Annotated in this window: 22 protein-coding genes and 3 pseudogenes; 23 read left to right on the top strand and 2 right to left on the bottom strand. The window is 55.7% G+C overall.

Translation table 11 applies throughout. The features are described 5' to 3' along the window. Positions 1–2 precede the first annotated feature (2 nt). On the bottom strand, positions 3–995 hold the full coding sequence (gene asnA, locus AB8W27_RS20800) for an aspartate--ammonia ligase (protein ID WP_007765720.1): 993 nt from the start codon (positions 993–995) through the stop codon (positions 3–5). A gap of 154 nt (positions 996–1149) precedes the next feature. On the opposite strand from asnA, the gene asnC reads away from it, so the two are divergent. From asnC to AB8W27_RS20690, 22 genes and pseudogenes are all read left to right on the top strand, one after another. After that, positions 1150–1608, top strand: a complete 459-nt coding sequence (gene asnC / locus AB8W27_RS20795; RefSeq protein WP_004386178.1) for a transcriptional regulator AsnC — start codon at positions 1150–1152, stop codon at positions 1606–1608. An 89-nt stretch (positions 1609–1697) separates the two neighbouring features. After that, positions 1698–2138, top strand: a complete 441-nt coding sequence (gene mioC, locus AB8W27_RS20790) for an FMN-binding protein MioC (protein WP_041924086.1) — start codon at positions 1698–1700, stop codon at positions 2136–2138. A 380-nt stretch (positions 2139–2518) separates the two neighbouring features. Next, positions 2519–4408 carry a tRNA uridine-5-carboxymethylaminomethyl(34) synthesis enzyme MnmG gene (mnmG, locus tag AB8W27_RS20785; protein ID WP_012814701.1) on the top strand — a complete coding sequence of 630 codons (1890 nt, stop codon included), beginning with the start codon at positions 2519–2521 and terminating at the stop codon, positions 4406–4408. A 56-nt stretch (positions 4409–4464) separates the two neighbouring features. Continuing rightward, positions 4465–5088: a 16S rRNA (guanine(527)-N(7))-methyltransferase RsmG gene (gene rsmG, locus AB8W27_RS20780; RefSeq protein WP_012814702.1), complete on the top strand. Its 624-nt coding sequence runs from the start codon at positions 4465–4467 to the stop codon at positions 5086–5088. A gap of 611 nt (positions 5089–5699) precedes the next feature. Then, positions 5700–6080 carry a F0F1 ATP synthase subunit I gene (gene atpI / locus AB8W27_RS20775; RefSeq protein ID WP_012814703.1) on the top strand — a complete coding sequence of 127 codons (381 nt, stop codon included), beginning with the start codon at positions 5700–5702 and terminating at the stop codon, positions 6078–6080. 8 nt (positions 6081–6088) lie between these two features. After that, a pseudogene (gene atpB, locus AB8W27_RS20770) lies at positions 6089–6906 on the top strand (F0F1 ATP synthase subunit A). A gap of 50 nt (positions 6907–6956) precedes the next feature. After that, on the top strand, positions 6957–7196 hold the full coding sequence (gene atpE / locus AB8W27_RS20765) for a F0F1 ATP synthase subunit C (RefSeq protein WP_000429386.1): 240 nt from the start codon (positions 6957–6959) through the stop codon (positions 7194–7196). Between the two features lie 64 nt (positions 7197–7260). Continuing rightward, positions 7261–7731: a F0F1 ATP synthase subunit B gene (atpF, locus tag AB8W27_RS20760; RefSeq protein WP_004386171.1), complete on the top strand. Its 471-nt coding sequence runs from the start codon at positions 7261–7263 to the stop codon at positions 7729–7731. 14 nt (positions 7732–7745) lie between these two features. Beyond that, positions 7746–8279 (top strand): F0F1 ATP synthase subunit delta, encoded by a 534-nt coding sequence (atpH, locus tag AB8W27_RS20755; protein WP_007703636.1) that lies wholly within the window; start codon positions 7746–7748, stop codon positions 8277–8279. 12 nt (positions 8280–8291) lie between these two features. Next, entirely contained in the window at positions 8292–9833 is a 1542-nt protein-coding gene (atpA, locus tag AB8W27_RS20750; protein WP_012814704.1) for a F0F1 ATP synthase subunit alpha, read from the top strand. A gap of 50 nt (positions 9834–9883) precedes the next feature. Then, positions 9884–10747, top strand: coding sequence for a F0F1 ATP synthase subunit gamma (gene atpG, locus AB8W27_RS20745; RefSeq protein WP_012814705.1), 864 nt, complete (start codon positions 9884–9886; stop codon positions 10745–10747). A gap of 26 nt (positions 10748–10773) precedes the next feature. After that, on the top strand, positions 10774–12156 hold the full coding sequence (gene atpD, locus AB8W27_RS20740) for a F0F1 ATP synthase subunit beta (protein ID WP_012814706.1): 1383 nt from the start codon (positions 10774–10776) through the stop codon (positions 12154–12156). A gap of 20 nt (positions 12157–12176) precedes the next feature. Continuing rightward, positions 12177–12596 carry a F0F1 ATP synthase subunit epsilon gene (locus AB8W27_RS20735; RefSeq protein ID WP_007703646.1) on the top strand — a complete coding sequence of 140 codons (420 nt, stop codon included), beginning with the start codon at positions 12177–12179 and terminating at the stop codon, positions 12594–12596. 343 nt (positions 12597–12939) lie between these two features. Then, positions 12940–14310, top strand: a complete 1371-nt coding sequence (gene glmU / locus AB8W27_RS20730) for a bifunctional UDP-N-acetylglucosamine diphosphorylase/glucosamine-1-phosphate N-acetyltransferase GlmU (RefSeq protein WP_012814708.1) — start codon at positions 12940–12942, stop codon at positions 14308–14310. Positions 14311–14537: 227 nt separating this feature from the next. Further along, positions 14538–16366, top strand: a pseudogene (gene glmS / locus AB8W27_RS20725) (glutamine--fructose-6-phosphate transaminase (isomerizing)). A 79-nt stretch (positions 16367–16445) separates the two neighbouring features. Continuing rightward, positions 16446–17047, top strand: a pseudogene (locus AB8W27_RS20720) (hypothetical protein). Between the two features lie 268 nt (positions 17048–17315). Then, positions 17316–18356 (top strand): phosphate ABC transporter substrate-binding protein PstS, encoded by a 1041-nt coding sequence (gene pstS / locus AB8W27_RS20715; protein ID WP_004387547.1) that lies wholly within the window; start codon positions 17316–17318, stop codon positions 18354–18356. A gap of 140 nt (positions 18357–18496) precedes the next feature. Next, positions 18497–19456: a phosphate ABC transporter permease PstC gene (gene pstC, locus AB8W27_RS20710; RefSeq protein ID WP_012814712.1), complete on the top strand. Its 960-nt coding sequence runs from the start codon at positions 18497–18499 to the stop codon at positions 19454–19456. Then, positions 19456–20346, top strand: a complete 891-nt coding sequence (gene pstA, locus AB8W27_RS20705; protein WP_041923028.1) for a phosphate ABC transporter permease PstA — start codon at positions 19456–19458, stop codon at positions 20344–20346. Before pstC ends, pstA begins: the two co-directional genes overlap by 1 nt. Positions 20347–20394: 48 nt before the next feature. Further along, the gene (pstB, locus tag AB8W27_RS20700) at positions 20395–21168 is read left to right on the top strand and encodes a phosphate ABC transporter ATP-binding protein PstB (RefSeq protein WP_007765773.1); all 774 of its coding nucleotides are present in this window, start codon (positions 20395–20397) and stop codon (positions 21166–21168) included. Between the two features lie 58 nt (positions 21169–21226). After that, on the top strand, positions 21227–21952 hold the full coding sequence (gene phoU / locus AB8W27_RS20695; protein ID WP_004387543.1) for a phosphate signaling complex protein PhoU: 726 nt from the start codon (positions 21227–21229) through the stop codon (positions 21950–21952). Between the two features lie 151 nt (positions 21953–22103). Next, positions 22104–23237, top strand: coding sequence for an esterase (locus AB8W27_RS20690; RefSeq protein ID WP_369833012.1), 1134 nt, complete (start codon positions 22104–22106; stop codon positions 23235–23237). Between the two features lie 115 nt (positions 23238–23352). On the opposite strand, the gene yieH is transcribed toward AB8W27_RS20690, so the two are convergent. Beyond that, entirely contained in the window at positions 23353–24018 is a 666-nt protein-coding gene (gene yieH / locus AB8W27_RS20685) for a 6-phosphogluconate phosphatase (RefSeq protein WP_041923029.1), read from the bottom strand. 169 nt (positions 24019–24187) lie between these two features. On the opposite strand from yieH, the gene AB8W27_RS20680 reads away from it, so the two are divergent. After that, positions 24188–25525: an NCS2 family permease gene (locus AB8W27_RS20680; protein WP_012814716.1), complete on the top strand. Its 1338-nt coding sequence runs from the start codon at positions 24188–24190 to the stop codon at positions 25523–25525. The last annotated feature ends 25 nt before the right edge of the window (positions 25526–25550 follow it).

Raw genomic sequence — 25550 nt, 5'->3', positions numbered from 1 at the left:
CGTTACAGCAGCTCAGCGACCGCGGACTGAACCTGCTCCGGCCAGACGCCGCACTGTACCTGACCGATATGCGGCAGTTGCAGTAGCAGCATCGTGAGACGCGACTGCCCGATCCCGCCGCCGATCGTCTGCGGCATGTCGCCGTTAAGCAGCGCCTGGTGCCACTCCAGCGCCAGACGATCCTGATCGCCGGTGAGCGCCAGCTGACGTTTAAGCGCGTCGGCATCCACGCGGATCCCCATGGAGGAGATCTCAAACGCGTCTTCGAGCAGCGGGTTCCAGACGAGAATATCGCCGTTGAGACCGGCAAAACCGCTTTCGGTCGGTGTGGTCCAGTCATCATAATCCGGCGCGCGTACATCATGGCGTTTGCCGTCGGCAAGCTTACCGCCGATGCCAATCAGGAAGACCGCCCCCAGCTCTTTCGCAATGGCGCGCTCGCGCCCTTTCGCATCCAGATCGGGGAAGCGGCGTTGCAGCGTTTCGCTATGCACAAAGTGAATGGCGTCCGGCAGGAACGGCGTCAGCCCGAAGCGCTCCGCGGCCGCCAGTTCAGTTTCCTTAATCGCTGACCAAATGCTCTCTACCGTCTGCTTCAGCGTACCGAGATGGCGTTCGCCGTCGCCCATCACACGCTCCCAGTCCCATTGATCCACATACACCGAGTGCACCGGCGAGAGGCGGTCTTCATCAGGGCGCAGCGCTTTCATATGGGTGTAGAGCCCTTCGCCAGCGCTGAAGTCATGCTGGCCCAGCGTTTTACGCTTCCATTTCGCCAGCGAGTGCACCACTTCAAACTGCGCCTGCGGCAGCGTTTTGACGTTGACCTGCACCGCTTTTTCACAGCCGGAAAGGTTATCCTGCGTCCCGTCGCCAACGCGGCTCAGGATCGGCGCCTGCACTTCAAGCAGACCGAGCTTTTCCTCAAGCTGGCGGGAAAAATGGGCTTTCACAAAGCTAATCTGACGCTGGCGTGTGATGTATGCGGTTTTCATTTTTTTAGGACTCCTGTACCTCTGTTGCTTTCGATTAAGCAATAAAAAAGCCCACCATTTCAATAATCATCAATAAAAAAGGCTGTACGCCTTTTAATCCGATAATATAGACGGCATGAAACTGACGATTACTGAATAATCATAAGGAAAACGTATGGAAAATTATCAGATCGATAATCTGGACCGCGGCATTCTGGAAGCGCTGATGGCAAATGCTCGCACTGCCTATGCTGAACTTGCCAAGCAGTTCGGCGTCAGCCCGGGCACTATCCATGTGCGCGTGGAGAAGATGAAGCAAGCGGGGATCATTACCGGCGCGCGTATCGATATCAGCCCGAAACAGCTCGGTTACGACGTCTGCTGCTTTATCGGCATTATTCTCAAGAGCGCGAAAGATTACCCGGCCGCGCTTGAGAAGCTGGAAAGCCTCGATGAAGTGACCGAAGCCTATTACACCACGGGCCACTACAGCATCTTTATAAAGGTAATGTGTCGATCGATAGACGCGCTGCAGCAGGTGCTTATCAACAAGATCCAAACAATTGATGAAATTCAGTCCACCGAGACGTTGATCTCCCTGCAGAACCCGATCATGCGCACCATCCGGCCATAGCCGTATTTTTTAATACCCATATTATCCACAGGTAGATCCCAGCCCCTGCACAGCGTACAATACGCGTCGTTTATTCAAGGCGGACATCCATGACAGACATTACCCTGATCAGTGGCAGCACTCTTGGCGGCGCGGAATATGTGGCGGAACACCTGGCTGAAAAGCTGGAAGACGCCGGTTATAGCACCGAAACGCTGCATGGCCCGCTTCTTGAGGATCTTAAGCCTGAAGGCACCTGGCTGATTGTCACCTCCACGCATGGCGCGGGCGATCTGCCGGACAACCTGCAACCTTTATATGATGCGCTTGCAGAGCAGCGCCCCGATCTGAACCAGGTTCGCTACGGCGCTATCGGTATCGGGAGTCGCGAATACGATACGTTTTGCGGCGCGATAGAAAAGCTGGACGCACAATTGATCGCGTGTGGTGCGAAACGGGTCGGTGAACCACTTAAGATCAACATTCTCGATCATGATATTCCGGAGGATCCGGCCGAAGTGTGGCTGGGATCCTGGAAAAATTTGCTCTGATCGGCGAAAAGATCGCCATTCAGCTGTGGATAAATATGCTTAAAAGCTTGGATCAACCCGTAGTTATCCAAGGTATAAGTGTTGTTCGCTTTTTGAGTTGTGCATAACCCGCATTTCTGCTCCCAGCTTATACTGTCTGGGATCACCGATCATTCACAGCAAGCGATCCCGGATAACCTTTTGATCCCAAATGGGCGATCCGGGTTATCCACAAGGGATGTCGATCCTAATAAGAGATCATAATAAAACAGATCCTTTAAATAAAAGATCTTCTTTTTAATACCAACGATCCCGGCGCTTTCTCACCAGGCTAAAGTTGAGTAGAATCCACGCCCCGGGCTAGCTAACCCTCTTTCGCACAACCGCGAGGTCATACCAACATGTTTTATCCGGATCCTTTTGACGTCATTATCATTGGCGGGGGTCATGCAGGTACCGAGGCCGCAATGGCCGCTGCACGCATGGGTCAACAGACCCTGCTTTTGACACACAATATCGACACGCTTGGACAGATGTCCTGCAACCCGGCGATCGGCGGTATTGGTAAAGGACATCTGGTTAAGGAAGTGGATGCCCTCGGCGGGCTTATGGCGAAAGCGATCGACCAGGCGGGTATTCAGTTTAGGATACTAAACGCCAGCAAAGGCCCGGCGGTTCGCGCTACCCGCGCTCAGGCGGATCGCGTGCTGTACAAGCAGGCCGTGCGTACTGCGCTGGAGAACCAGCCGAACCTGATGATCTTCCAGCAGGCCGTTGACGATCTGATCGTGGAAAACGATCGTGTGGTGGGCGCCGTCACGCAGATGGGGCTGAAATTCCGCGCAAAAGCGGTCGTCCTTACGGTCGGTACGTTCCTCGACGGCAAAATTCATATCGGGCTTGATAACTACAGCGGCGGCCGTGCGGGCGATCCGCCTTCCGTACCGCTGGCGCGTCGCCTGCGTGAACTGCCGCTGCGCGTCAGCCGCCTGAAAACCGGAACGCCGCCGCGTATCGACGCGCGTACCATCGATTTCAGCGTGCTCGATCAGCAGCATGGCGATAACCCGATGCCGGTCTTCTCGTTCATGGGATCCGCGGATCAGCATCCGCGTCAGGTGCCGTGCTATGTCACGCACACCAACGAAAAAACCCACGACGTGATCCGCAACAACCTCGATCGCAGCCCTATGTACGCCGGCGTGATTGAGGGGATCGGCCCGCGCTACTGCCCTTCTATCGAAGACAAAGTGATGCGCTTCGCCGATCGCAACGCGCACCAGATTTTCCTGGAGCCCGAAGGGCTGACCAGCAACGAAATTTACCCGAACGGCATCTCCACCAGCCTGCCGTTCGACGTGCAGATGCAAATCGTCCGTTCCATGAAAGGGATGGAGAACGCGAAGATTGTTCGCCCGGGCTACGCGATTGAGTACGATTTCTTCGATCCGCGCGACCTGAAGCCAACCCTGGAAAGCAAATACATCCAGGGGCTGTTCTTCGCAGGCCAGATCAACGGCACCACCGGTTATGAAGAAGCCGCCGCCCAGGGCCTGCTGGCTGGCCTTAACGCGGGCCGTTATTCGGCGGAGAAAGAGGGCTGGGCGCCAGGTCGCTCACAGGCGTATCTTGGCGTGCTGGTTGATGACCTCTGCACGCTCGGTACCAAAGAGCCGTACCGCATGTTTACCTCTCGCGCGGAATATCGTCTGATGCTGCGTGAAGACAACGCTGATTTACGCCTGACCGAAGCCGGTCGCGAAATGGGGCTGGTCGACGATGCGCGCTGGGCGCGTTTCAACGAGAAGCTGGAAAATATCGAGCGTGAGCGCCAGCGTCTGAGAAGCACCTGGGTGACGCCGTCTACCGCCTCGGTGGAAGAGATCAACACGGTGCTTACCGCGCCGCTCTCCCGTGAAGCTAGCGGTGAAGATCTGCTGCGTCGACCGGAAATGACCTATGCTCAGTTGACCGCGCTGTCGGTTTTCGCGCCGGCGCTGGATGACGTACAGGCGGCAGAGCAGGTTGAGATCCAGGTGAAATACGAAGGCTATATCGCCCGCCAGCAGGACGAGATAGAAAAACAGCAGCGTAACGAAAGCACGCTGCTGCCGGCGACGCTGGATTATCGCCAGGTGAATGGCCTCTCCAATGAGGTGATCGCCAAGCTTAACGATCATAAACCGGCATCGATTGGCCAGGCGTCCCGTATCTCCGGGATCACGCCCGCCGCTATCTCGATTCTGCTGGTCTGGCTGAAAAAACAGGGGCTACTGCGCCGCAGTGCCTGAGTTAAAACGCGCTTCGGGCCAGCCTTGTCTGGCCCTTTTTATATGGAAAAACCGTCGTGCTGAATACACTATCCCGCCTGCTTGATGACGCAGGGATTACGCTGCCCGAACACCAGAAAGCGCAGCTGGTGGCCTATGTCGATATGCTGAACAAGTGGAACAAGGCCTACAACCTCACCTCCGTACGTGACCCGAACGAGATGCTGGTGCGCCACATCATGGACAGCATCGTGGTAGAACCGCATTTAAAGGGTTCTCGTTTTATCGATGTCGGCACCGGTCCGGGCCTGCCGGGTATTCCGCTGTCGATTGTCCGCCCGGACAGCCATTTCACGCTGCTGGATAGCCTTGGCAAGCGCGTGCGCTTTTTGCGTCAGGTGCAACACGAGCTGAAGCTCGACAATATCGCGCCGGTACAAAGCCGCGTTGAAGCCTTCCCCGCCGAGCCGCCGTTCGATGGCGTTATCAGCCGCGCGTTCGCGTCGCTCTCCGATATGGTGAACTGGTGTCATCATCTGCCGGGCGAGCAGGGGCGTTTTTATGCTCTTAAAGGCCAGCGTCCTGATGATGAGATAAGTGCGCTGTCAGAAGGCTTTGCTGTTGAGGAAATCGTCAGGCTGTCGGTTCCGCGTCTCGACGGCGAGCGCCATCTGGTTATCCTTAAAGCAAACAGAACTTAATATTTATCAAAAAAAGTAGAAATAAGGGGCGGGCCTTTCGCATGGACAAAAAGAAAACTGGCCCGCATTAACAACCCCTTATTTCACTTTTTGTTAACTTTGTTGCAGCTTGAGTATAACGAAGCATCATTTGCGCTAAAAACTTAATAGTCACCTATGAAAATATAAGGGTGCTATATTCAGGCGGCGCTATGATAACGGGGCGTAAATTGTTTCCAGTAGATGTCAATGAAAGGTATTAATCGTGTTTCGGGGTGTTTTAAAAAATTTAGGGTTTAAAGCAATTTAAAATCAAATGGTTATAAGAGACGCATTCCTAAAGGATGTGACAAACCTTGAGCAGAAATTGTCTAGAATGTGATCTCGTGCACGCTTTATTCGCAAGGTTTACGCGCAATTTGCAGTTTTTACATTTCTTTTCAGGTTTAAGAGAAACTTGAAAAAAACGCGTTCTGAAAATTATTTAAACATTTATTCACCTTTTGGCTACTTATAGTTTGAAATCACGTGCTCGCCCCGTATAATTTGAGCGCTTTTTGAGGCTTGACTCAGAGCGTCAAAGAACGTTTTATACGACACGCGACATACCTCGAAGGGAGCAGTGGCAAAAAATGTCTGCGTCGCTCATGAGCAAAAAAGTGGCCCGCAAGCTTCTGTTCATCCAGTTCATCGCGGTTCTGGTGGCAGGATTGCTGTTTTGCCTCAACGATCCTTTCTGGGGCTTCTCCGCAGTATGCGGAGGGCTGGCAGTATGGCTGCCGAATGTGTTGTTTATGAATTTTGCCTGGCGTCATCAGGCGCATACACCCGCTAAAGGCCGCGTGGCATGGTCTTTCGCCTTCGGCGAAGCGTTCAAGGTGGTTGCGACCTTTACCCTGCTGGTGGTGGCGCTGGCGTGTTTCAAGGCGGTTTTCTTGCCGCTGATCGTGACGTGGGTTTCGGTGCTGGTTGTGCAGATACTGGCGCCAGCTGTAATTAACAACAAAGGGTAAGAGGCATCATGTCTGCAGGAGAAATCTCGACGCCGCAGGAGTACATAGGCCACCATCTGAATAACCTTCAGATTGACCTGCGTACCTTCTCGCTGGTGGATCCGCATAACCCCCGGCCACCTTCTGGACGCTCAACATCGACTCGATGTTTTTCTCAGTGGTGCTGGGCCTGTTATTCCTGGTTCTGTTCCGTAAAGTCGCGAAACATGCGACCAGCGGCGTGCCGGGCAAATTCCAGACAGCGGTAGAGCTGGTTATCGGCTTTGTGCATGGTAGCGTACAAGACATGTACCACGGCAAAAGCAAGCTCATTGCGCCGCTGGCCCTGACGATTTTCGTCTGGGTATTCCTGATGAACCTGATGGATTTACTGCCTATCGACCTGCTGCCGTACATCGGCGAGCACGTATTTGGTTTGCCTGCCCTGCGCGTGGTGCCGTCTGCGGACGTGAACATCACCCTCTCCATGGCGCTTGGTGTGTTTATCCTCATTCTTTTCTACAGCATCAAAATGAAAGGCGTTGGCGGCTTTACTAAAGAGCTGACGCTGCAGCCGTTCAATCACCCGGTATTTATCCCGGTCAACCTGATCCTGGAAGGTGTGAGCCTGCTGTCCAAACCGGTTTCTCTCGGTCTGCGACTGTTCGGCAACATGTATGCCGGTGAGCTGATTTTCATTCTGATTGCGGGTCTTCTGCCGTGGTGGTCACAGTGGTTATTAAATGTGCCTTGGGCCATTTTCCACATCCTGATCATTACGTTGCAGGCCTTCATTTTCATGGTTCTGACGATTGTCTATCTGTCGATGGCATCTGAAGAGCATTGATTTTTTACTCAACACTACTGCGTTTTAACTGAAACAAACTGGAGACTGTCATGGAAAACCTGAATATGGATCTGCTGTACATGGCTGCCGCTGTGATGATGGGTCTGGCGGCAATCGGTGCTGCGATCGGTATCGGCATCCTCGGGGGCAAATTCCTGGAAGGCGCTGCGCGCCAGCCTGATCTGATTCCTCTGCTGCGTACTCAGTTCTTTATCGTAATGGGTCTGGTGGATGCAATCCCGATGATCGCTGTGGGTCTGGGTCTGTACGTGATGTTCGCCGTCGCGTAGTAAACGAAGTTGTCTGAATTTCCAGACAATATCAGAACATTAACCAGATAAGAGGCATTGTGCTGTGAATCTTAACGCAACAATCCTCGGCCAGGCCATCGCGTTTGTCCTGTTCGTTCTGTTCTGTATGAAGTACGTATGGCCGCCAATTATGGCTGCCATCGAAAAACGTCAGAAAGAAATTGCTGACGGTCTGTCTTCTGCAGAACGCGCTAAAAAGGATCTGGAGCTTGCACAGTCCAACGCGACCGACCAGCTGAAAAAAGCGAAAGCGGAAGCCCAGGTGATTATTGAGCAGGCGAACAAACGCCGCGCTCAGATCCTGGACGAAGCGAAAGCTGAAGCAGAGCAGGAACGTAACAAAATCGTGGCGCAGGCCCAGGCCGAAATCGAAGCCGAGCGTAAACGTGCCCGTGAAGAGCTGCGCAAGCAGGTTGCTATCCTGGCTGTTGCTGGCGCCGAGAAGATCATTGAACGTTCCGTGGATGAAGCTGCTAACAGCGACATCGTGAATAAACTGGTCGCTGAACTGTAAGGAGGGAGGGGCTGATGTCTGAATTTGTAACGGTAGCTCGCCCCTACGCCAAAGCAGCTTTTGACTTTGCCGTCGAACACCAAAGCCTCGACCGCTGGCAGGATATGCTGGCGTTTGCCGCTGAAGTGGCCAAAAACGAACAGATGGCTGAGCTCCTCTCTGGCGCCCTGGCGCCAGAAACGCTCGCTAAGTCGTTTATCGCAATCTGTGGTGACCAGTTAGACGCCAACGGCCAGAACCTGATTAAGGTGATGGCAGAAAACGGTCGTCTGAAGGTACTTCCTGATGTTCTTGAGCAGTTCATTCAGTTACGCGCAGCCCTTGAGGCTACCGTTGAAGTCGAAGTGACTTCTGCCAGCGCGCTGAGCGATGAACAGCTTGCGAAAATCAGCGCCGCGATGGAAAAACGTCTGTCACGCAAAGTGAAGCTGAATTGCAAAATTGATAAGTCTGTAATGGCGGGCGTCATCATCCGTTCGGGTGATACGGTCATTGACGGCAGCGTGCGCGGCCGTCTTGAGCGCCTCGCAGACGTCTTGCAGTCTTAAGGGGACTGGAGCATGCAACTGAATTCCACCGAAATCAGCGAACTGATCAAGCAGCGCATTGCTCAGTTCAATGTTGTGAGCGAAGCTCATAACGAAGGTACTATTGTTTCTGTAAGCGACGGTGTTATCCGCATCCACGGCCTGGCCGATTGTATGCAGGGTGAGATGATTTCCCTGCCGGGTAACCGTTACGCTATCGCACTGAACCTGGAGCGTGACTCCGTAGGTGCAGTGGTTATGGGTCCGTACGCTGACCTCGCCGAAGGCATGAAGGTGAAGTGTACTGGCCGTATTCTTGAAGTGCCGGTTGGCCGTGGCCTGCTGGGCCGTGTGGTTAACACCCTCGGCGCGCCGATCGACGGTAAAGGTCCGGTTGAACACGATGGCTTCTCGCCAATCGAAGTTATCGCACCGGGCGTTATCGAGCGTCAGTCCGTAGACCAGCCTGTACAGACCGGTTATAAGTCCGTTGACGCCATGATCCCAATCGGTCGTGGTCAGCGTGAACTGATCATCGGCGACCGTCAGACCGGTAAAACCGCGATGGCTATCGACGCCATCATCAACCAGCGCGACTCCGGCATCAAATGCGTGTATGTGGCTATCGGCCAGAAAGCGTCCACCATTTCTAACGTGGTTCGTAAACTGGAAGAGCACGGCGCGCTGTCTAACACCATCGTTGTCGTCGCGACGGCTTCTGAATCCGCTGCGCTGCAATACCTGGCGCCGTACGCCGGTTGCGCGATGGGCGAATACTTCCGCGACCGCGGCGAAGACGCGCTGATCGTTTACGATGACCTGTCTAAACAGGCTGTGGCTTACCGTCAGGTTTCCCTGCTGCTCCGTCGTCCGCCAGGACGTGAAGCATTCCCGGGCGACGTGTTCTACCTCCACTCCCGTCTGCTGGAGCGCGCATCCCGCGTTAACGCGGAATACGTTGAGAACTTCACCAAAGGTGAAGTGAAAGGTAAAACCGGCTCCCTGACTGCGCTGCCGATCATCGAAACCCAGGCGGGTGACGTTTCTGCGTTCGTTCCGACCAACGTAATTTCTATTACCGATGGTCAGATCTTCCTGGAAACCAACCTGTTTAACTCCGGTATTCGTCCGGCCGTTAACCCGGGTATCTCCGTATCGCGTGTAGGTGGTGCTGCTCAGACCAAGATCATCAAGAAACTGTCCGGTGGTATTCGTACCGCGCTGGCGCAGTATCGTGAACTGGCGGCGTTCTCTCAGTTCGCCTCCGATCTGGACGAAGCAACCCGTAAACAGCTGAGCCACGGCCAGAAAGTCACTGAACTGCTCAAGCAGAAACAGTACGCGCCGATGTCCGTTGCACAGCAGGGCCTGGTCCTGTTCGCGGCGGAACGCGGTTACCTCGAAGATGTGGAACTGGCGAAAATCGGTAGCTTCGAAGCCGCTCTGCTGGCTTACGCTGACCGTGATCACGCTCCGCTGATGCAAGAGATTAACCAGAACGGTGGCTATAACGATGAGATCGAAGGCAAGCTGAAAAGCCTCCTCGATTCCTTCAAAGCAACCCAGTCCTGGTAACGTCTGGCGGCTTGCTGTAAGGCAAGCCGCAAGGCATTGAGGAGAAGCTCATGGCCGGCGCAAAAGAGATACGTAGTAAGATCGCAAGCGTCCAGAACACGCAAAAGATCACTAAAGCGATGGAAATGGTCGCCGCTTCCAAAATGCGTAAATCGCAGGATCGCATGGCGGCCAGCCGTCCTTATGCAGATACCATGCGCAAAGTGATTGGTCACCTTGCTACCGGTAATCTGGAATACAAACACCCTTACCTGGAAGAACGCGACGTTAAGCGCGTGGGCTACCTGGTGGTGTCGACTGACCGTGGTCTGTGCGGCGGCTTGAACATTAACCTGTTCAAGAAAGTGCTGGCGGATATGAAAGTATGGTCCGATAAAGGCGTTCAGAGCGATATCGCAATGATCGGCTCTAAAGGCGTTTCTTTCTTCAATTCAGTAGGCGGCAACATTGTGGCGCAGGTCACCGGTATGGGGGACAACCCTTCCCTGTCCGATCTGATTGGCCCGGTCAAAGTGATGTTGCAGGCTTATGATGAAGGCCGTCTGGACAAGCTTTACGTTGTCAGCAACAAATTTATTAACACCATGTCTCAGGCTCCGACCATCACTCAACTGCTGCCGCTGCCGGCATCAGAAGACGATGAGTTGAAGCACAAATCCTGGGATTACCTGTACGAACCCGATCCGAAGGCGCTGCTGGACACCCTGCTGCGTCGCTATGTCGAATCGCAGGTTTATCAGGGAGTGGTTGAAAACCTGGCCAGCGAGCAGGCCGCACGAATGGTGGCGATGAAAGCCGCAACCGATAATGGCGGCAGCCTGATTAAAGAGCTGCAGTTGGTATACAACAAAGCTCGTCAGGCCAGCATTACTCAGGAACTCACCGAGATCGTCTCGGGGGCCGCCGCGGTTTAACCAGGTTATTTCGTAGAGGATTCAAGATGGCTACTGGAAAGATTGTCCAGGTAATCGGCGCCGTGGTGGACGTCGAGTTCCCTCAGGATGCTGTACCGAAAGTGTACGACGCCCTTGAGGTAACGAATGGTAATGAGCATCTGGTGCTGGAAGTCCAGCAGCAGCTCGGCGGCGGTATCGTACGTACCATCGCTATGGGTTCTTCTGATGGTCTGCGTCGTGGTCTGGTTGTTACCGATCTCGAACACCCGATTGAAGTACCGGTAGGTAAAGCGACCCTCGGTCGTATCATGAACGTTCTGGGTCAGCCTATCGACATGAAAGGCGATATCGGCGAAGAAGAGCGTTGGGCGATTCACCGCGCGGCGCCGTCCTATGAAGAGCTGTCCAGCTCTCAGGAACTGCTGGAAACCGGCATCAAAGTTATCGACCTGATGTGTCCGTTCGCGAAGGGCGGTAAAGTTGGTCTGTTCGGTGGTGCTGGTGTAGGTAAAACCGTAAACATGATGGAGCTGATCCGTAACATCGCGATCGAGCACTCCGGTTACTCCGTGTTTGCGGGCGTGGGCGAACGTACCCGTGAAGGTAACGACTTCTACCACGAAATGACCGACTCCAACGTACTGGACAAAGTATCCCTGGTATACGGCCAGATGAACGAGCCGCCGGGAAACCGTCTGCGCGTTGCGCTGACCGGCCTGACCATGGCTGAGAAGTTCCGTGAGGAAGGTCGTGACGTACTGCTGTTCGTCGATAACATCTACCGTTACACCCTGGCCGGTACTGAAGTATCCGCACTGCTGGGTCGTATGCCTTCAGCGGTAGGTTATCAGCCGACCCTGGCGGAAGAGATGGGCGTTCTGCAGGAGCGTATCACCTCCACCAAAACCGGTTCTATCACCTCCGTACAGGCGGTATACGTACCGGCGGATGACTTGACTGACCCGTCACCAGCCACCACCTTTGCGCACCTTGACGCAACCGTGGTACTGAGCCGTCAGATCGCGTCCCTGGGTATCTACCCGGCCGTTGACCCGCTGGATTCCACCAGCCGTCAGCTGGACCCGCTGGTAGTAGGTCAGGAGCACTACGACACCGCTCGCGGCGTGCAGTCCATCCTGCAGCGTTATCAGGAGCTGAAAGACATCATCGCCATCCTCGGTATGGACGAGCTGTCTGAAGAAGACAAACTGGTCGTTGCGCGTGCTCGTAAAATTCAGCGCTTCCTGTCCCAGCCGTTCTTCGTGGCAGAAGTCTTTACCGGCGCGCCGGGCAAATACGTATCGCTGAAAGACACCATCCGTGGCTTTAAAGGCATCATGGAAGGTGAATACGATCATCTGCCGGAGCAGGCGTTCTACATGGTTGGCTCCATTGATGAAGCCGTGGAAAAAGCCAAAAAACTTTAACGCCTTAATCGGAGGGTGATATGGCAATGACTTACCACCTGGATGTCGTCAGCGCAGAGAAACAAATGTTCTCTGGTCTGGTCGAGAAAATCCAGGTTACGGGTAGCGAAGGCGAGCTGGGTATCTACCCGGGCCACGCACCGCTGCTCACCGCCATTAAGCCTGGGATGATCCGCATCGTGAAACAGCACGGCCACGAAGAGTATATCTATCTCTCCGGCGGCGTGCTGGAAGTGCAGCCGGGCACCGTAACCGTGCTGGCTGACACTGCGATTCGCGGCCAGGATCTCGACGAAGCGCGAGCCCTGGAAGCGAAACGTAAAGCGGAAGACCATATCCGTAGCTCCCACGGTGACGTGGACTACGCTCAGGCTTCTGCTGAGCTGGCCAAGGCGATCGCCAAACTGCGCGTTATCGAGTTGACCAAAAAAGCGATGTAACACCGGCTTGAAAGTTAAAAAGCCAGCCTGGGCGACCCGGCTGGCTTTTTTTATGTCTGTTTATCAGTCTCACTTAAGACGAGTTTTGAACGTTTACCTTGGTTTTCACCGCTTTATTCCAGCCGCAAAAAAACAGCATCCCATTGTTTTTATAAATGATACTGTGGATGCAGGCGTTTACTCTCTCGTTTTGCGCCTTCCGGTGTGCGTTACGCGCCTGTATAACAGGGTAAAACAGGTTAAAAGCGGCGATTTGCCATCACCCCGTTTTATGCTGAAAAATATGTAGAATTCCGGGCGCTAAATCGCTTTACTTCATTCACTTTCATAAGACAGGACGACTATGTCTAGCCATGCTATGAGCGTTGTGATCCTTGCCGCTGGCAAAGGCACGCGCATGTACTCCGATCTTCCAAAAGTGCTGCACACCCTGGCCGGGAAGCCGATGGTGCAACACGTGATTGACGCCGCAAAGCATGTCGGCGCGCAACATGTTCATCTGGTTTACGGTCATGGCGGCGATCTGCTGCAAAGCACCCTCAAAGACGCCTCGCTCAACTGGGTATTACAGGCAGAACAGCTCGGCACTGGCCATGCGATGCAGCAGGCGGCGCCGTTCTTTAGCGACGATGAAGATGTGCTGATGCTCTACGGCGACGTTCCGCTGATCTCTGTTGAGACTCTGCAACAGCTCTGCGCGGCGAAGCCGCAGGGCGGCATTGGCCTGTTAACCGTGAAGCTCGACGACCCGACCGGCTATGGCCGCATTACCCGTGAGAACGGAAAAGTCTCCGGGATCGTTGAGCATAAAGATGCCAGCGACGAGCAGCGCCAGATTAACGAAATCAACACCGGCATCCTGGTGGCCAACGGCGCGGATCTGAAGCGCTGGCTGGCGAAGCTCGACAATAACAATGCGCAGGGCGAATACTACATCACCGACATCATCGCGATGGCCTGGAACGAAGGCCGTGAGATTGCCGCTGTACATCCGCAGCGTTTAAGCGAAGTGGAAGGCGTGAACAACCGCCTGCAGCTGGCGCGTCTTGAACGCGTTTACCAGGCCGAGCAGGCCGAGAAACTGCTGCTGGCGGGCGTGATGCTGCGCGACCCGGCGCGTTTTGATCTGCGCGGCACCCTGAAACACGGGCGCGATGTCGAGATCGACGCTAACGTGATTATTGAAGGCGATGTTGTGCTGGGCCATCGCGTCAAAATCGGCGCGGGCTGCGTGATTAAAAACAGCGTCATCGGCGACGACTGCGAAGTCAGCCCCTACAGCGTGGTGGAAGACGCTCGTCTTGACGCCGCCTGTACTATCGGGCCGTTCGCGCGTCTGCGTCCGGGCGCGGAGCTTCTCGAAGGCGCGCATGTCGGCAACTTCGTTGAGATGAAAAAAGCGCGTCTGGGTAAAGGCTCGAAAGCGGGTCACCTGACTTATCTTGGCGACGCGGAGATCGGCGATAACGTTAACATCGGCGCAGGCACCATCACCTGTAACTATGATGGCGCTAATAAACACAAAACCATCATTGGCGACGATGTGTTTGTCGGCTCCGATACCCAATTAGTCGCGCCGGTCACGGTGGCGAAAGGCGCGACCATCGCTGCAGGTACAACGGTGACGCGCAACATCGCGGAAAACGAGCTGGTGCTCACCCGCGTGCCGCAGGTGCACAAGCAGGGCTGGCGTCGCCCGGTGAAGAAAAAATAAATAACGTTGATGGCGGGCGCGCTTTGCTTGCCCGCCACACGCTTTTGTCGGCCGGATAAGCGTTAAGGCCTCCGGCAGACGCGGGATGAGGGGATAACATAATCTTCCGCCCACTGGCAGTACCAAAACGATAACCCCACTCTCTACAAGGCTCGGGGAGCCCGGAAAACGGGCACATACAGGTCGGCGACAACGCATGGCGAAATGCCATTGTCAGGAAATTAATTATGTGTGGAATTGTTGGCGCTGTAGCGCAACGTGATATTGCTGAAATCCTTCTCGAAGGTTTGCGTCGTCTGGAGTACCGCGGCTATGACTCCGCCGGTCTCGCCGTCGTGGACAGCGCGGGGCATATGACCCGCCTGCGCCGTCTGGGCAAAGTGCAGATGCTGGTGCAGGCGGCGGAAGAACACCCGCTGCACGGCGGCACCGGTATCGCGCACACCCGCTGGGCGACCCACGGCGAACCGTCAGAAGGCAACGCGCACCCGCATGTCTCCGGACATATCGTCGTGGTGCATAACGGCATTATCGAAAACCACGAACCGCTGCGCGAACTGTTGAAAACGCGCGGCTACGAATTCGTCACCGAAACCGACACCGAAGTGATCGCGCATCTGGTGCACTGGGAGCTGGAGCAAGGCGGTACGCTGCGTGAAGCGGTGCTGCGCGCCATTCCTCAGCTGCGCGGCGCTTACGGCACCGTCATCATGGATAACCGCGATCCGAGCGTTCTGCTGGCGGCCCGTTCCGGCAGCCCGCTGGTGATTGGTCTCGGCGTGGGCGAGAACTTTATCGCCTCCGATCAGCTGGCGCTGCTGCCGGTCACCCGTCGCTTTATCTTCCTCGAAGAGGGGATATCGCCGAAGTGACCCGCCGCTCCGTCGCGATTTTCAACACCCACGGCGAAAGCGTTTCCCGCCCGGAAATCGAATCTAACGTGCAGTATGACGCCGGCGATAAAGGCATCTACCGCCACTACATGCAAAAAGAGATCTACGAACAGCCGAACGCGATTAAAAACACGCTGGCCGGGCGCATCAGCCACGGCGAGGTGGATTTAAGCGAGCTGGGTCCGAACGCCGACGAACTGCTCTCGCAGGTTGAGCATATTCAGATTGTCGCGTGCGGCACCTCGTATAACTCCGGTATGGTCTCCCGCTACTGGTTTGAAGCGCTGGCAGGCGTGCCGTGCGATGTCGAAATCGCCTCGGAATTCCGCTATCGCAAATCCGCCGTGCGTCGCAACAGCCTGATGATCACGCTGTCGCAGTCCGGCGAAACCGCAGATACCCTCGCGGCGCTGCGTCTGTCCAAAGAGCTGGGTTATCTTGGTTCGCTGGCCATCTGTAACGTACCGGGCTCTTCGCTGGTGCGTGAGTCCTCGCTGGCGCTGATGACCAAAGCCGGTACGGAAATCGGCGTGGCGTCCACCAAAGCGTTCACCACGCAGCTGACCGTGTTGCTGATGCTGGTGGCGAAACTGGGTCGCCTGAAAGGCGCTGACGCCGCCATTGAGCACGATATCGTGCATGGCCTGCAGGCGTTGCCGAGCCGCATCGAGCAGATGCTCTCTCAGGACAAACGCATCGAAGCGCTGGCGGAAGATTTCTCCGACAAGCACCACGCGCTGTTCCTGGGCCGCGGCGATCAGTACCCGATCGCGCTGGAAGGCGCGCTGAAGCTTAAAGAGATCTCCTACATCCACGCCGAAGCCTATGCGGCGGGCGAGCTCAAGCATGGCCCGCTGGCGCTGATTGACGCCGATATGCCGGTTATCGTGGTGGCGCCGAACAACGAACTGCTGGAAAAACTGAAGTCCAACATCGAAGAAGTTCGCGCCCGTGGCGGCGTGCTGTATGTCTTCGCCGATCAGGACGCCGGCTTCAGCAGCAGCGACAACATGAACATCATCCCGATGCCGCATGTTGAAGACGTTATCGCGCCGATCTTCTACACGGTTCCGCTGCAATTGCTGGCCTATCACGTCGCGCTGATCAAAGGCACCGATGTTGACCAGCCGCGTAACCTGGCGAAATCCGTCACGGTGGAATAACGCGTTTCTGCCCGTGTTATGCTCTGAAGAGGTTGCCGCCCGGCAGCCTCTTTTTTTAACGTCACGGAAATGGATTTTTATGTCGCTAAAGCCCTTTCTGACTGGTTCGCGTTTTTATCAGCTCATCACTTACAGCGCAGAGGTGGATGACGACATCGCCCACCGCAGGCTGCATCAGCTAAAGCTCAAAATGGCGCAGCAACGTGAGCTGCCAAAGGCCCGCTTTATCGGCACCTCCTCGTTTTATCATGTGCTGGTGGGCAGCAATTATCTGATGCTCTTTAGCGCGGCGCTGAATGTCGCTGCGCTGCGCCCGCCCTTTGCGCCGCTCTGGGTTTTCGGCGGCGTGCTCTGGCTGATACTGCTGATGGTCATTGCGTTTATGGTTGAAAAAGGGCGTCGCAGCGGGCTGGTATTGCTCCTGTACAGCTGGTTTTTCCATCTGGCGTTAAGCGTAGTTGCGCTGTGCGTCGGGCTGGCGCGCTGGCCTTCTTCGTGGGGTTCTGGTTATGCTGGGGCGGCGGCGCGCTGCTGATATGGCTGGCCTGGAGAATGATGAACAGCCAGGAAATGTTCAGGCTGGTCCGCTGGTGCCTGGCGATAAAAATGCATCGCGTCCATACCAAAGAACTTCAGCGGCCCTCGGAAAAACGCGCCGTAAAACGAAGAAAAAAATCGTGAACGACGGAACAGTTACGATGATAGCGTTTGTGACAAATCCTTATTTTGGCCTACCTTTACCCTGTCATAAAAAGAAAATTTTTCCTTCATCCAGATGTCATAAATTAATTTAACTAGTTGAATTTAAGTATTTTTATTTGTGGAAAACTCGCAGGTCTGGCGCTGTCATAAAACTGTCATAATTCGTACATTTATCTGTCACCAAACTGTCCTACTTTGCTCACCGTAGCCACGAAACAATAAATTACGAACACCAGCAGGAGACATTATGAAAGTTATGCGTACCACCGTCGCAACTGTTGTCGCCGCGACCTTATCTCTGAGCGCTTTTTCCGCATTCGCGGCAGCAAGTCTGACTGGCGCGGGCGCAACATTCCCGGCGCCGGTGTATGCCAAATGGGCGGATACCTACCAGAAAGAAACGGGTAACAAGGTAAACTACCAGGGTATCGGCTCCTCCGGTGGCGTGAAACAAATTATTGCTAACACTGTTGATTTTGGTGCTTCTGACGCGCCGCTTTCTGACGAAAAATTACAGCAAGAAGGTCTTTTCCAGTTCCCGACCGTGATCGGCGGCGTGGTGCTGGCGGTTAACCTGCCGGGCTTCAAGTCTGGCGAGCTGGTGCTGGATGGCAAAACCCTCGGCGACATCTACCTTGGCAAAATCAAGAAGTGGGATGACGAGGCTATCGCCAAACTGAACCCGGGCAAAAAACTGCCTTCTCAGAACATCGCCGTGGTGCGCCGCGCTGACGGTTCCGGTACGTCCTTCGTCTTCACCAGCTACCTGGCGAAAGTAAACGACGAGTGGAAATCTAAAATCGGCTCTGGCTCTACCGTTAACTGGCCGACCGGTCTCGGCGGTAAAGGTAACGACGGTATCGCCGCGTTCGTACAGCGTCTGCCGGGCTCTATCGGTTACGTGGAATACGCGTATGCCAAGCAGAACAACCTGACCTACACCAAACTGGTTTCCGCTGACGGCAAACCGGTCGCGCCGACCGAAGAGAGCTTCGCCAACGCCGCCAAAGGCGCTGACTGGAGCAAATCCTTCGCGCAGGACCTGACCAATCAGAAAGGCGACGACGCGTGGCCAATCACCTCTACTACGTTCATTCTGGTCCACAAAGAGCAGAAGAAACCTGAGCAGGGCGCCGAAGTGCTGAAGTTCTTCGACTGGGCCTACAAGTCAGGCGCGAAACAGGCTAATGACCTGGATTACGCCTCTCTGCCGGACAGCGTGGTTGAGCAGGTTCGCGCTGCCTGGAAGACCAACGTGAAAGACAGCAGCGGTAAAGCGCTGTACTGATCGAGATTTACCGATGATGGCGGATGGCGCTTCGCTTATCCGCCCTACAAAAATCCGGTAACATGCTGTTTTTTTGTAGGCCCGGTACGCAACACGCTGCCGGGCGTCATTCAAAACAGAGTTTAACTGAAGAGTGAAATATGGCTGCTACCAAGCCGGTATTTAACCCCCCCGGTAAAAAGGGCGATATGATTTTCAGCGCGCTGGTTCGTCTGGCTGCGCTGATTGTGCTATTGCTGCTGGGCGGCATTATCGTCTCCCTTATCATCTCCTCCTGGCCAAGCATCCAGAAATTTGGTTTTTCCTTCCTCTGGACCAAAGAGTGGGATGCCCCTAACGATATCTACGGCGGGCTGGTGCCGATTTACGGCACGCTGGTCACCTCGTTTATCGCGCTGTTGATCGCGGTTCCCGTAAGCTTTGGCATCGCGCTGTTCCTGACGGAGCTGGCTCCGGGCTGGCTCAAACGTCCGCTTGGCATCGCCATTGAGCTGCTGGCGGCTATCCCAAGCATCGTCTATGGCATGTGGGGCCTGTTTATTTTCGCCCCGTTGTTTGCAACCTATTTTCAGGAGCCGGTGGGCAACGTGCTCTCCACGATCCCGTTTATCGGCTCGCTCTTCTCGGGCCCGGCGTTCGGCATCGGCATTCTGGCGGCGGGCGTCATTCTCGCCATCATGATAATCCCTTACATTGCCGCCGTGATGCGTGATGTGTTCGAACAAACCCCGGTGATGATGAAAGAGTCCGCCTACGGCATCGGCTGCACCACCTGGGAAGTTATCTGGCGCATCGTCCTGCCGTTCACCAAAAATGGGGTGATCGGCGGCATCATGCTCGGCCTTGGCCGTGCGCTCGGCGAAACCATGGCGGTGACGTTTATCATCGGCAACACCTACCAGCTCGACAGCCCGTCGCTCTATATGCCGGGCAACAGCATCACCTCGGCGCTCGCCAACGAATTCGCCGAAGCGGAATCCGGGCTACATGTGGCGGCGCTGATGGAGCTGGGCCTGATCCTCTTTGTGATCACCTTTATCGTGCTGGCTATCTCCAGGCTGATGATTATGCGTCTGGCGAAAAACGAGGGGGCGCGCTAATGGCGACGATGGAACTGCAAAACACCACTCAGCTTGCCGAATCGCGTCGTAAAATGCAGGCGAAGCGGCGTATGAAAAACCGCATCGCCCTCACGCTCTCTATGGCGACGATGGCGTTCGGCCTGTTCTGGCTTATCTGGATCTTAATCTCCACGGTATCGCGCGGGTTTGACGGAATGTCGCTGGCGCTGTTTACCGAAATGACGCCGCCGCCGAATACCGCGGGCGGCGGGCTGGCGAACGCGCTGGCGGGCAGCGGGCTGCTTATCCTGTGGGCGACGGTTATCGGTACGCCGCTTGGCATCATGGCGGGTATCTATCTGGCGGAATATGGCCGCAAGTCGTTTCTCGCGGAAGTTATTCGCTTTATTAACGACATTCTGCTTTCGGCGCCGTCTATCGTGGTCGGGCTGTTCGTCTACACCATCGTCGTGGCGCAGATGGAGCACTTCTCTGGCTGGGCGGGCGTGATTGCGCTGGCGCTGCTGCAGGTGCCGATTGTTATCCGCACCACCGAGAACATGCTCAAGCTGGTGCCGGACAGCCTGCGTGAAGCGGCCTACGCGCTCGGCACGCCAAAGTGGAAGATGATCTCCGCCATTACGCTTAAAGCCTCCGTGTCGGGCATCCTGACCGGCGTGCTGCTGGCGGTCGCGCGTATCGCGGGCGAAACCGCGCCGCTGCTCTTTACCGCGCTCTCTAATCAGTTCTGGAGCACGGACATGATGCAGCCTATCGCCAACCTGCCGGTGACGATTTTCAAATTCGCCATGAGCCCGTTCGCCGAATGGCAACAGCTGGCCTGGGCAGGCGTGCTGATTATCACCCTTTGCGTACTGCTGCTGAACATCCTGGCGCGCGTACTGTTCGCCAAAGGTAAACAAGGTTAATTTTTTGACGGCGTGGCGCTTCGCGACGCCGGATAAGGAACGATTGAGATGAGTATGGTTAACACGACCCCGGGCAAGCTTCAGGTTCGCGATTTGAACTTTTACTACGGGAAATTCCATGCCCTGAAAAACATCAGCCTGGATATCGCCAAAAACGAAGTGACGGCGTTTATCGGCCCGTCTGGCTGCGGTAAATCCACGCTGCTGCGTACGTTCAACAAAATGTATGAACTCTACCCGGAGCAGCGCGCGGAAGGCGAAATCCTGCTGGATGGCGAGAACATTCTGAACCACTCCCAGGATATCGCGCTGCTGCGCGCGAAAGTGGGCATGGTGTTCCAGAAGCCGACGCCGTTCCCGATGTCGATTTACGACAACATCGCGTTTGGCGTGCGTCTGTTTGAGAAACTCTCCCGCGCCGACATGGACGAGCGCGTGCAGTGGGCGTTGACCAAGGCCGCATTATGGAACGAAACCAAGGATAAACTGCACCAGAGCGGATACTCTCTGTCCGGTGGTCAGCAGCAGCGTCTGTGCATTGCCCGCGGCATCGCTATCCGTCCGGAAGTGCTGCTGCTGGACGAGCCATGCTCGGCGCTGGATCCCATCTCCACTGGCCGTATCGAAGAGCTCATCACCGAGCTGAAGCAGGATTACACCGTAGTTATCGTGACGCACAACATGCAGCAGGCGGCGCGCTGTTCCGATCACACGGCGTTTATGTACCTTGGCGAGCTGATCGAGTACAGCAACACCGACGATCTCTTCACCAAGCCGAAAATGAAACAAACCGAAGACTACATTACCGGTCGTTACGGTTGATATGCCCGGATTTCTCATGTGGGCCGCTTTTGAATTTATCGGGCATGTGGAGTGCTAAATGGATAATCTGAATCTGAATAAACATATTTCCGGTCAGTTCAATGCTGAGCTGGAATACATTCGCACCCAGGTGATGACCATGGGCGGGCTGGTAGAGCAGCAGCTCTCCGATGCGATCACCGCCATGCACAACCAGGACAGCGAGCTGGCCAAACGCGTTATCGACGGCGACAAAAAGGTCAACATGATGGAAGTGGCGATTGATGAGGCCTGTGTGCGCATCATCGCCAAACGCCAGCCGACCGCGAGCGATCTGCGTCTGGTGATGGCCATCATTAAAACCATCGCGGAGCTGGAGCGCATCGGCGACGTGGCGGATAAAATCTGCCGTACCGCGCTGGAAAAATTCTCCCACCAGCATCAGCCGCTGCTGGTGAGCCTGGAGTCGCTTGGCCGCCATACTGTGCAGATGCTGCATGACGTGCTGGACGCCTTTGCGCGTATGGATCTCGACGAAGCGGTACGTATCTATCGCGAAGATAAAAAAGTCGACCAGGAATATGAAGGCATTGTGCGTCAGCTGATGACCTACATGATGGAAGACTCCCGCACGATCCCGAGCGTGCTGACCGCCCTGTTCTGCGCCCGATCCATCGAGCGCATCGGCGACCGCTGCCAGAATATCTGCGAATACATTTTCTATTTCGTGAAAGGCCAGGATTTCCGCCACGTAGGCGGCGACGAGCTGGATAAACTGCTCGCCGGTAAAGATCCGAAAGAATAAGCCTGTCGCCCTCGCCGCGCGCGAGGGCCATTTTGGGGCGCGTGTCGCCCCTTTTGCGGATTTTACTCAATACTATAAGGGGTTACCGAGCCCGTTATAAAAGGATGAATCCGTGAAATTACCTTCCCGTACCGCTCTCGCCCTCGCCGCCCTGATTGGCTGCGCCAGTTTACCTGTCTTCAGCGCGCCGCTGCCGGCAACGCCCGATCTGTCTGTTCCGGTCAGTCATTACATCACGCAGGTCAACCCGGATAAATCCATCACCTTCCGCCTGTTCGCGCCCAATGCGCAGCGTGTGGCGGTAGTGCTCGGCGCGACGGCGGACAGCCAGGTATCGCATGAGATGCGCAAAGAGGAGAACGGCGTCTGGAGCTGGAAAAGCGCGCCGATGGCGCCGGAACTGCACGAATATTTCTTTGATATCGACGGGTTTCGCTCCATCGATACCGGCAACCCGTATGTGAAACCGCAGCGCCAGCCGAATACCTCGCTGATTCTGGTGCCGGGCAGCATTATTGATGACCGGGCGGTGCCGCACGGCGACCTGCGCACGCTGACGTACCACTCCGGCGCGCTGAAATCGGAGCGGCGGGTGTATGTCTGGACGCCGCCGGGCTACAGCCGCGAAAGTGAGCCGCTGCCGGTGCTCTACTTCTATCACGGCTTTGGCGATACTGGTCTTTCCGCCGTTACTCAGGGCCGGATCCCGCAGATGATGGATAACCTGCTGGCGGAGGGCAAAATCAAACCGATGCTGGTGGTTATCCCGGATACCGAAACGGATATCGCCAATGCGGTGCCGGAAAACTTCCCGCCCGCTGAGCGACGCAAAGATTTCTACCCGATTAACGCCCGCGCGGCGGATAAAGAGCTGATGAACGATATCATTCCGCTGATCGGGCAGCGATTTAATGTGCGTCAGGATGCGCAAGGGCGCGCGCTGGCGGGGTTATCGCAGGGCGGCTACCAGGCGCTGGTGTCCGGCATGACGCATCTGCAAAGCTTCGGCTGGTTGGCGTCACTGAGCGGCGTGACTACCGCCACGGTGCCGAATGACGACGTGACGAAACAGCTCTCCCGCACGGATGAGGTAAACAGCCAGTTGCGGAACTTTACGCTGGTGGTGGGCGAGAAAGACAGCGTGACGGGCCGCGATATCGCCGGGCTGAAAACCGAGCTTGAGCGCGACGGCGTAAAATTTGATTATCACGTTTACCCGGGACTGGGCCATGAGATGGCCGTATGGCGTCCGGCCTATGCCGAGTGGGTGCAGAAGCTCTTCTGACGGCATCGATGTGGACTGAGTTATAGGTGGGTGCGCTGACGCTTACCCTCCCTACAAAATTCTGCAACCACTTCGTAGGGCGGGTAAGCGTAGCGCACCCGCCGTTGCCAGACGGTTATCGCGTCACATCCCAGCCGCGCGCCCGCCACAGCGCAGGCAATTGCGCCAAATCGGTAAACACCGTCACATTCGGGTGCTCCAGCGGCGGGTTATGCGGATCGGCGCAGAAGTAAAACACCTGCATCCCGGCGGCGATGCCTGCTTTTGCGCCCGCTGCGGAATCATCCACCAGAATGCAGCGATCCACCGCCACCTGCATGGCATCGGCGGCGAAATGCATCAACGCCGGATCGGGCTTCCAGCGCTGAATATCGTAGCCGCTGAACAGTTTGTCAGTGAAATAGCGCAACATGCCGGTTTTACCGAGCGACTGCTGCATTTTGCTCACCGGGCCGTTTGAGACGATACACATCGGCACCGTCACTTTCTCAAGCAGCGCTGCGGCACCCGGGATCTCTTCCAGCTCTGCGTCAAAAAGGCGCGCCACTTCCGCGCGATACACCGGTTCGAGTTCGGCTTTCTCCAGCTGCACGCCATATTCGGCATTGATGGTATCAATGATTTCGTAAAGCTTTACGCCCTTAAAGCGCTTAAACACCTCTTCCAGCTCAAGGGTGATGCCCGCCCGGGCGAACATGTGCACATAAGCGCGGGAGCAGATAACTTCGCTATCCACCAGCGTACCGTCGCAGTCGAAAAATACCGCTTCAATTCGGGACATGCCGTTTCCTGTTGTTGCAAGTTGAACGATTACTCTAAGCGCTTTGCGTCACGCAATCGATGCCGTATAAGCAAATTCAATGAAAAAAAGTCTGTAACGACCGTCAATACTGCGCCGTTTTGGTATAGGATAGCGACGAATTTTTCCCCTCCTTGTACGGAATTAGAGAATGAGCCAACAACCGACGTCCCAGGCCGAAGGGCAGGGATTGCTTGAGCGCGTGTTTAAGTTACGCGCGCACGGCACTACGGCCCGCACCGAGGTCATTGCCGGGGTAACCACCTTCCTGACGATGGTGTATATCGTTTTTGTAAACCCGCAGATCCTCGGCGCGGCTGGCATGGATACCAGCGCAGTATTTGTCACCACCTGTCTTATCGCCGCGTTCGGCAGCATTCTGATGGGCCTGCTGGCAAACCTGCCGGTCGCGCTGGCGCCCGCGATGGGCCTGAACGCCTTCTTCGCGTTTGTGGTCGTTGGCGCGATGGGGCTCTCGTGGCAGGTAGGCATGGGCGCGATTTTCTGGGGCGCTGTGGGTCTGCTGCTGCTGACTATTTTCCGCGTGCGTTACTGGATGATCGCTAACATTCCGGTGAGCCTGCGTATCGGCATCACCAGTGGCATCGGTCTGTTTATCGGCATGATGGGGCTTAAAAACGCGGGCGTTATCGTCGCGAACCCGGAGACGCTGGTGACTATCGGCAATCTCACCTCCCACACCACGCTGCTTGGCGTACTGGGCTTCTTTATCATCGCGATTCTCGCCTCCCGCAACATTCACGCGGCGGTGCTCGTCTCCATCGTCGTGACCACGCTGCTGGGCCTGGCGTTTGGCGATGTGCATTTCAACGGCGTGGTATCAGAGCCGCCGAGCGTGATGACGGTGCTGGGCCATGTCGATCTCGCGGGTTCGCTGGATATCGGCCTCGCCGGCGTGATTTTCTCGTTTATGCTGGTCAACCTGTTCGACTCCTCCGGTACGCTGATTGGCGTGACCGATAAAGCCGGGCTGGCGGATGAAAGTGGCAAATTCCCGCGCATGAAGCAGGCGCTGTATGTGGACAGCATCTCCTCTGTAGCGGGCTCGTTTATCGGAACGTCCTCTGTGACCGCCTATATCGAATCTTCGTCCGGCGTCTCTATTGGCGGACGCACCGGCCTTACCGCCGTGGTGGTCGGTCTGCTGTTCCTGCTGGTGATTTTCCTCTCGCCGCTTGCGGGTATGGTGCCGCCTTATGCTGCCGCCGGTGCGCTGATTTACGTCGGCGTGCTGATGACGTCCAGTCTGTCGCGCGTGAAGTGGGACGACCTGACCGAAGCCGTGCCGGCGTTTATCACCGCCGTCATGATGCCGTTTAGCTTCTCGATCACCGAAGGCATCGCGCTGGGCTTTATCTCTTACTGCGTGATGAAGATTTTCACCGGTCGCCTGCGCGATCTGAACGCCTGCGTGCTGGTTGTGGCGCTGCTGTTCCTGCTGAAAATCGTCTTTATCGACGCGCATTAATCAAAAAGGCCAGCGAATCGCTGGC

Origin of the sequence: Cronobacter turicensis, from assembly GCF_041222865.1 — a bacterium.
Taxonomy (GTDB): domain Bacteria; phylum Pseudomonadota; class Gammaproteobacteria; order Enterobacterales; family Enterobacteriaceae; genus Cronobacter; species Cronobacter turicensis.
This window is presented reverse-complemented; position numbering and strand designations above follow the sequence as displayed.

What these genes read in the sequence shown, in the direction of transcription:
- asnA (WP_007765720.1), bottom strand. Translation starts at nt 995, where the DNA reads ATGAAAACCGCATACATCACACGCCAGCGTCAGATTAGCTTTGTGAAA.
- asnC (WP_004386178.1), top strand. Translation starts at nt 1,150, where the DNA reads ATGGAAAATTATCAGATCGATAATCTGGACCGCGGCATTCTGGAAGCG.
- mioC (WP_041924086.1), top strand. Translation starts at nt 1,698, where the DNA reads ATGACAGACATTACCCTGATCAGTGGCAGCACTCTTGGCGGCGCGGAA.
- mnmG (WP_012814701.1), top strand. Translation starts at nt 2,519, where the DNA reads ATGTTTTATCCGGATCCTTTTGACGTCATTATCATTGGCGGGGGTCAT.
- atpI (WP_012814703.1), top strand. Translation starts at nt 5,700, where the DNA reads ATGTCTGCGTCGCTCATGAGCAAAAAAGTGGCCCGCAAGCTTCTGTTC.
- atpE (WP_000429386.1), top strand. Translation starts at nt 6,957, where the DNA reads ATGGAAAACCTGAATATGGATCTGCTGTACATGGCTGCCGCTGTGATG.
- atpH (WP_007703636.1), top strand. Translation starts at nt 7,746, where the DNA reads ATGTCTGAATTTGTAACGGTAGCTCGCCCCTACGCCAAAGCAGCTTTT.
- atpA (WP_012814704.1), top strand. Translation starts at nt 8,292, where the DNA reads ATGCAACTGAATTCCACCGAAATCAGCGAACTGATCAAGCAGCGCATT.
- atpG (WP_012814705.1), top strand. Translation starts at nt 9,884, where the DNA reads ATGGCCGGCGCAAAAGAGATACGTAGTAAGATCGCAAGCGTCCAGAAC.
- atpD (WP_012814706.1), top strand. Translation starts at nt 10,774, where the DNA reads ATGGCTACTGGAAAGATTGTCCAGGTAATCGGCGCCGTGGTGGACGTC.
- AB8W27_RS20735 (WP_007703646.1), top strand. Translation starts at nt 12,177, where the DNA reads ATGGCAATGACTTACCACCTGGATGTCGTCAGCGCAGAGAAACAAATG.
- glmU (WP_012814708.1), top strand. Translation starts at nt 12,940, where the DNA reads ATGTCTAGCCATGCTATGAGCGTTGTGATCCTTGCCGCTGGCAAAGGC.
- pstS (WP_004387547.1), top strand. Translation starts at nt 17,316, where the DNA reads ATGAAAGTTATGCGTACCACCGTCGCAACTGTTGTCGCCGCGACCTTA.
- pstC (WP_012814712.1), top strand. Translation starts at nt 18,497, where the DNA reads ATGGCTGCTACCAAGCCGGTATTTAACCCCCCCGGTAAAAAGGGCGAT.
- pstA (WP_041923028.1), top strand. Translation starts at nt 19,456, where the DNA reads ATGGCGACGATGGAACTGCAAAACACCACTCAGCTTGCCGAATCGCGT.
- pstB (WP_007765773.1), top strand. Translation starts at nt 20,395, where the DNA reads ATGAGTATGGTTAACACGACCCCGGGCAAGCTTCAGGTTCGCGATTTG.
- phoU (WP_004387543.1), top strand. Translation starts at nt 21,227, where the DNA reads ATGGATAATCTGAATCTGAATAAACATATTTCCGGTCAGTTCAATGCT.
- yieH (WP_041923029.1), bottom strand. Translation starts at nt 24,018, where the DNA reads ATGTCCCGAATTGAAGCGGTATTTTTCGACTGCGACGGTACGCTGGTG.
- AB8W27_RS20680 (WP_012814716.1), top strand. Translation starts at nt 24,188, where the DNA reads ATGAGCCAACAACCGACGTCCCAGGCCGAAGGGCAGGGATTGCTTGAG.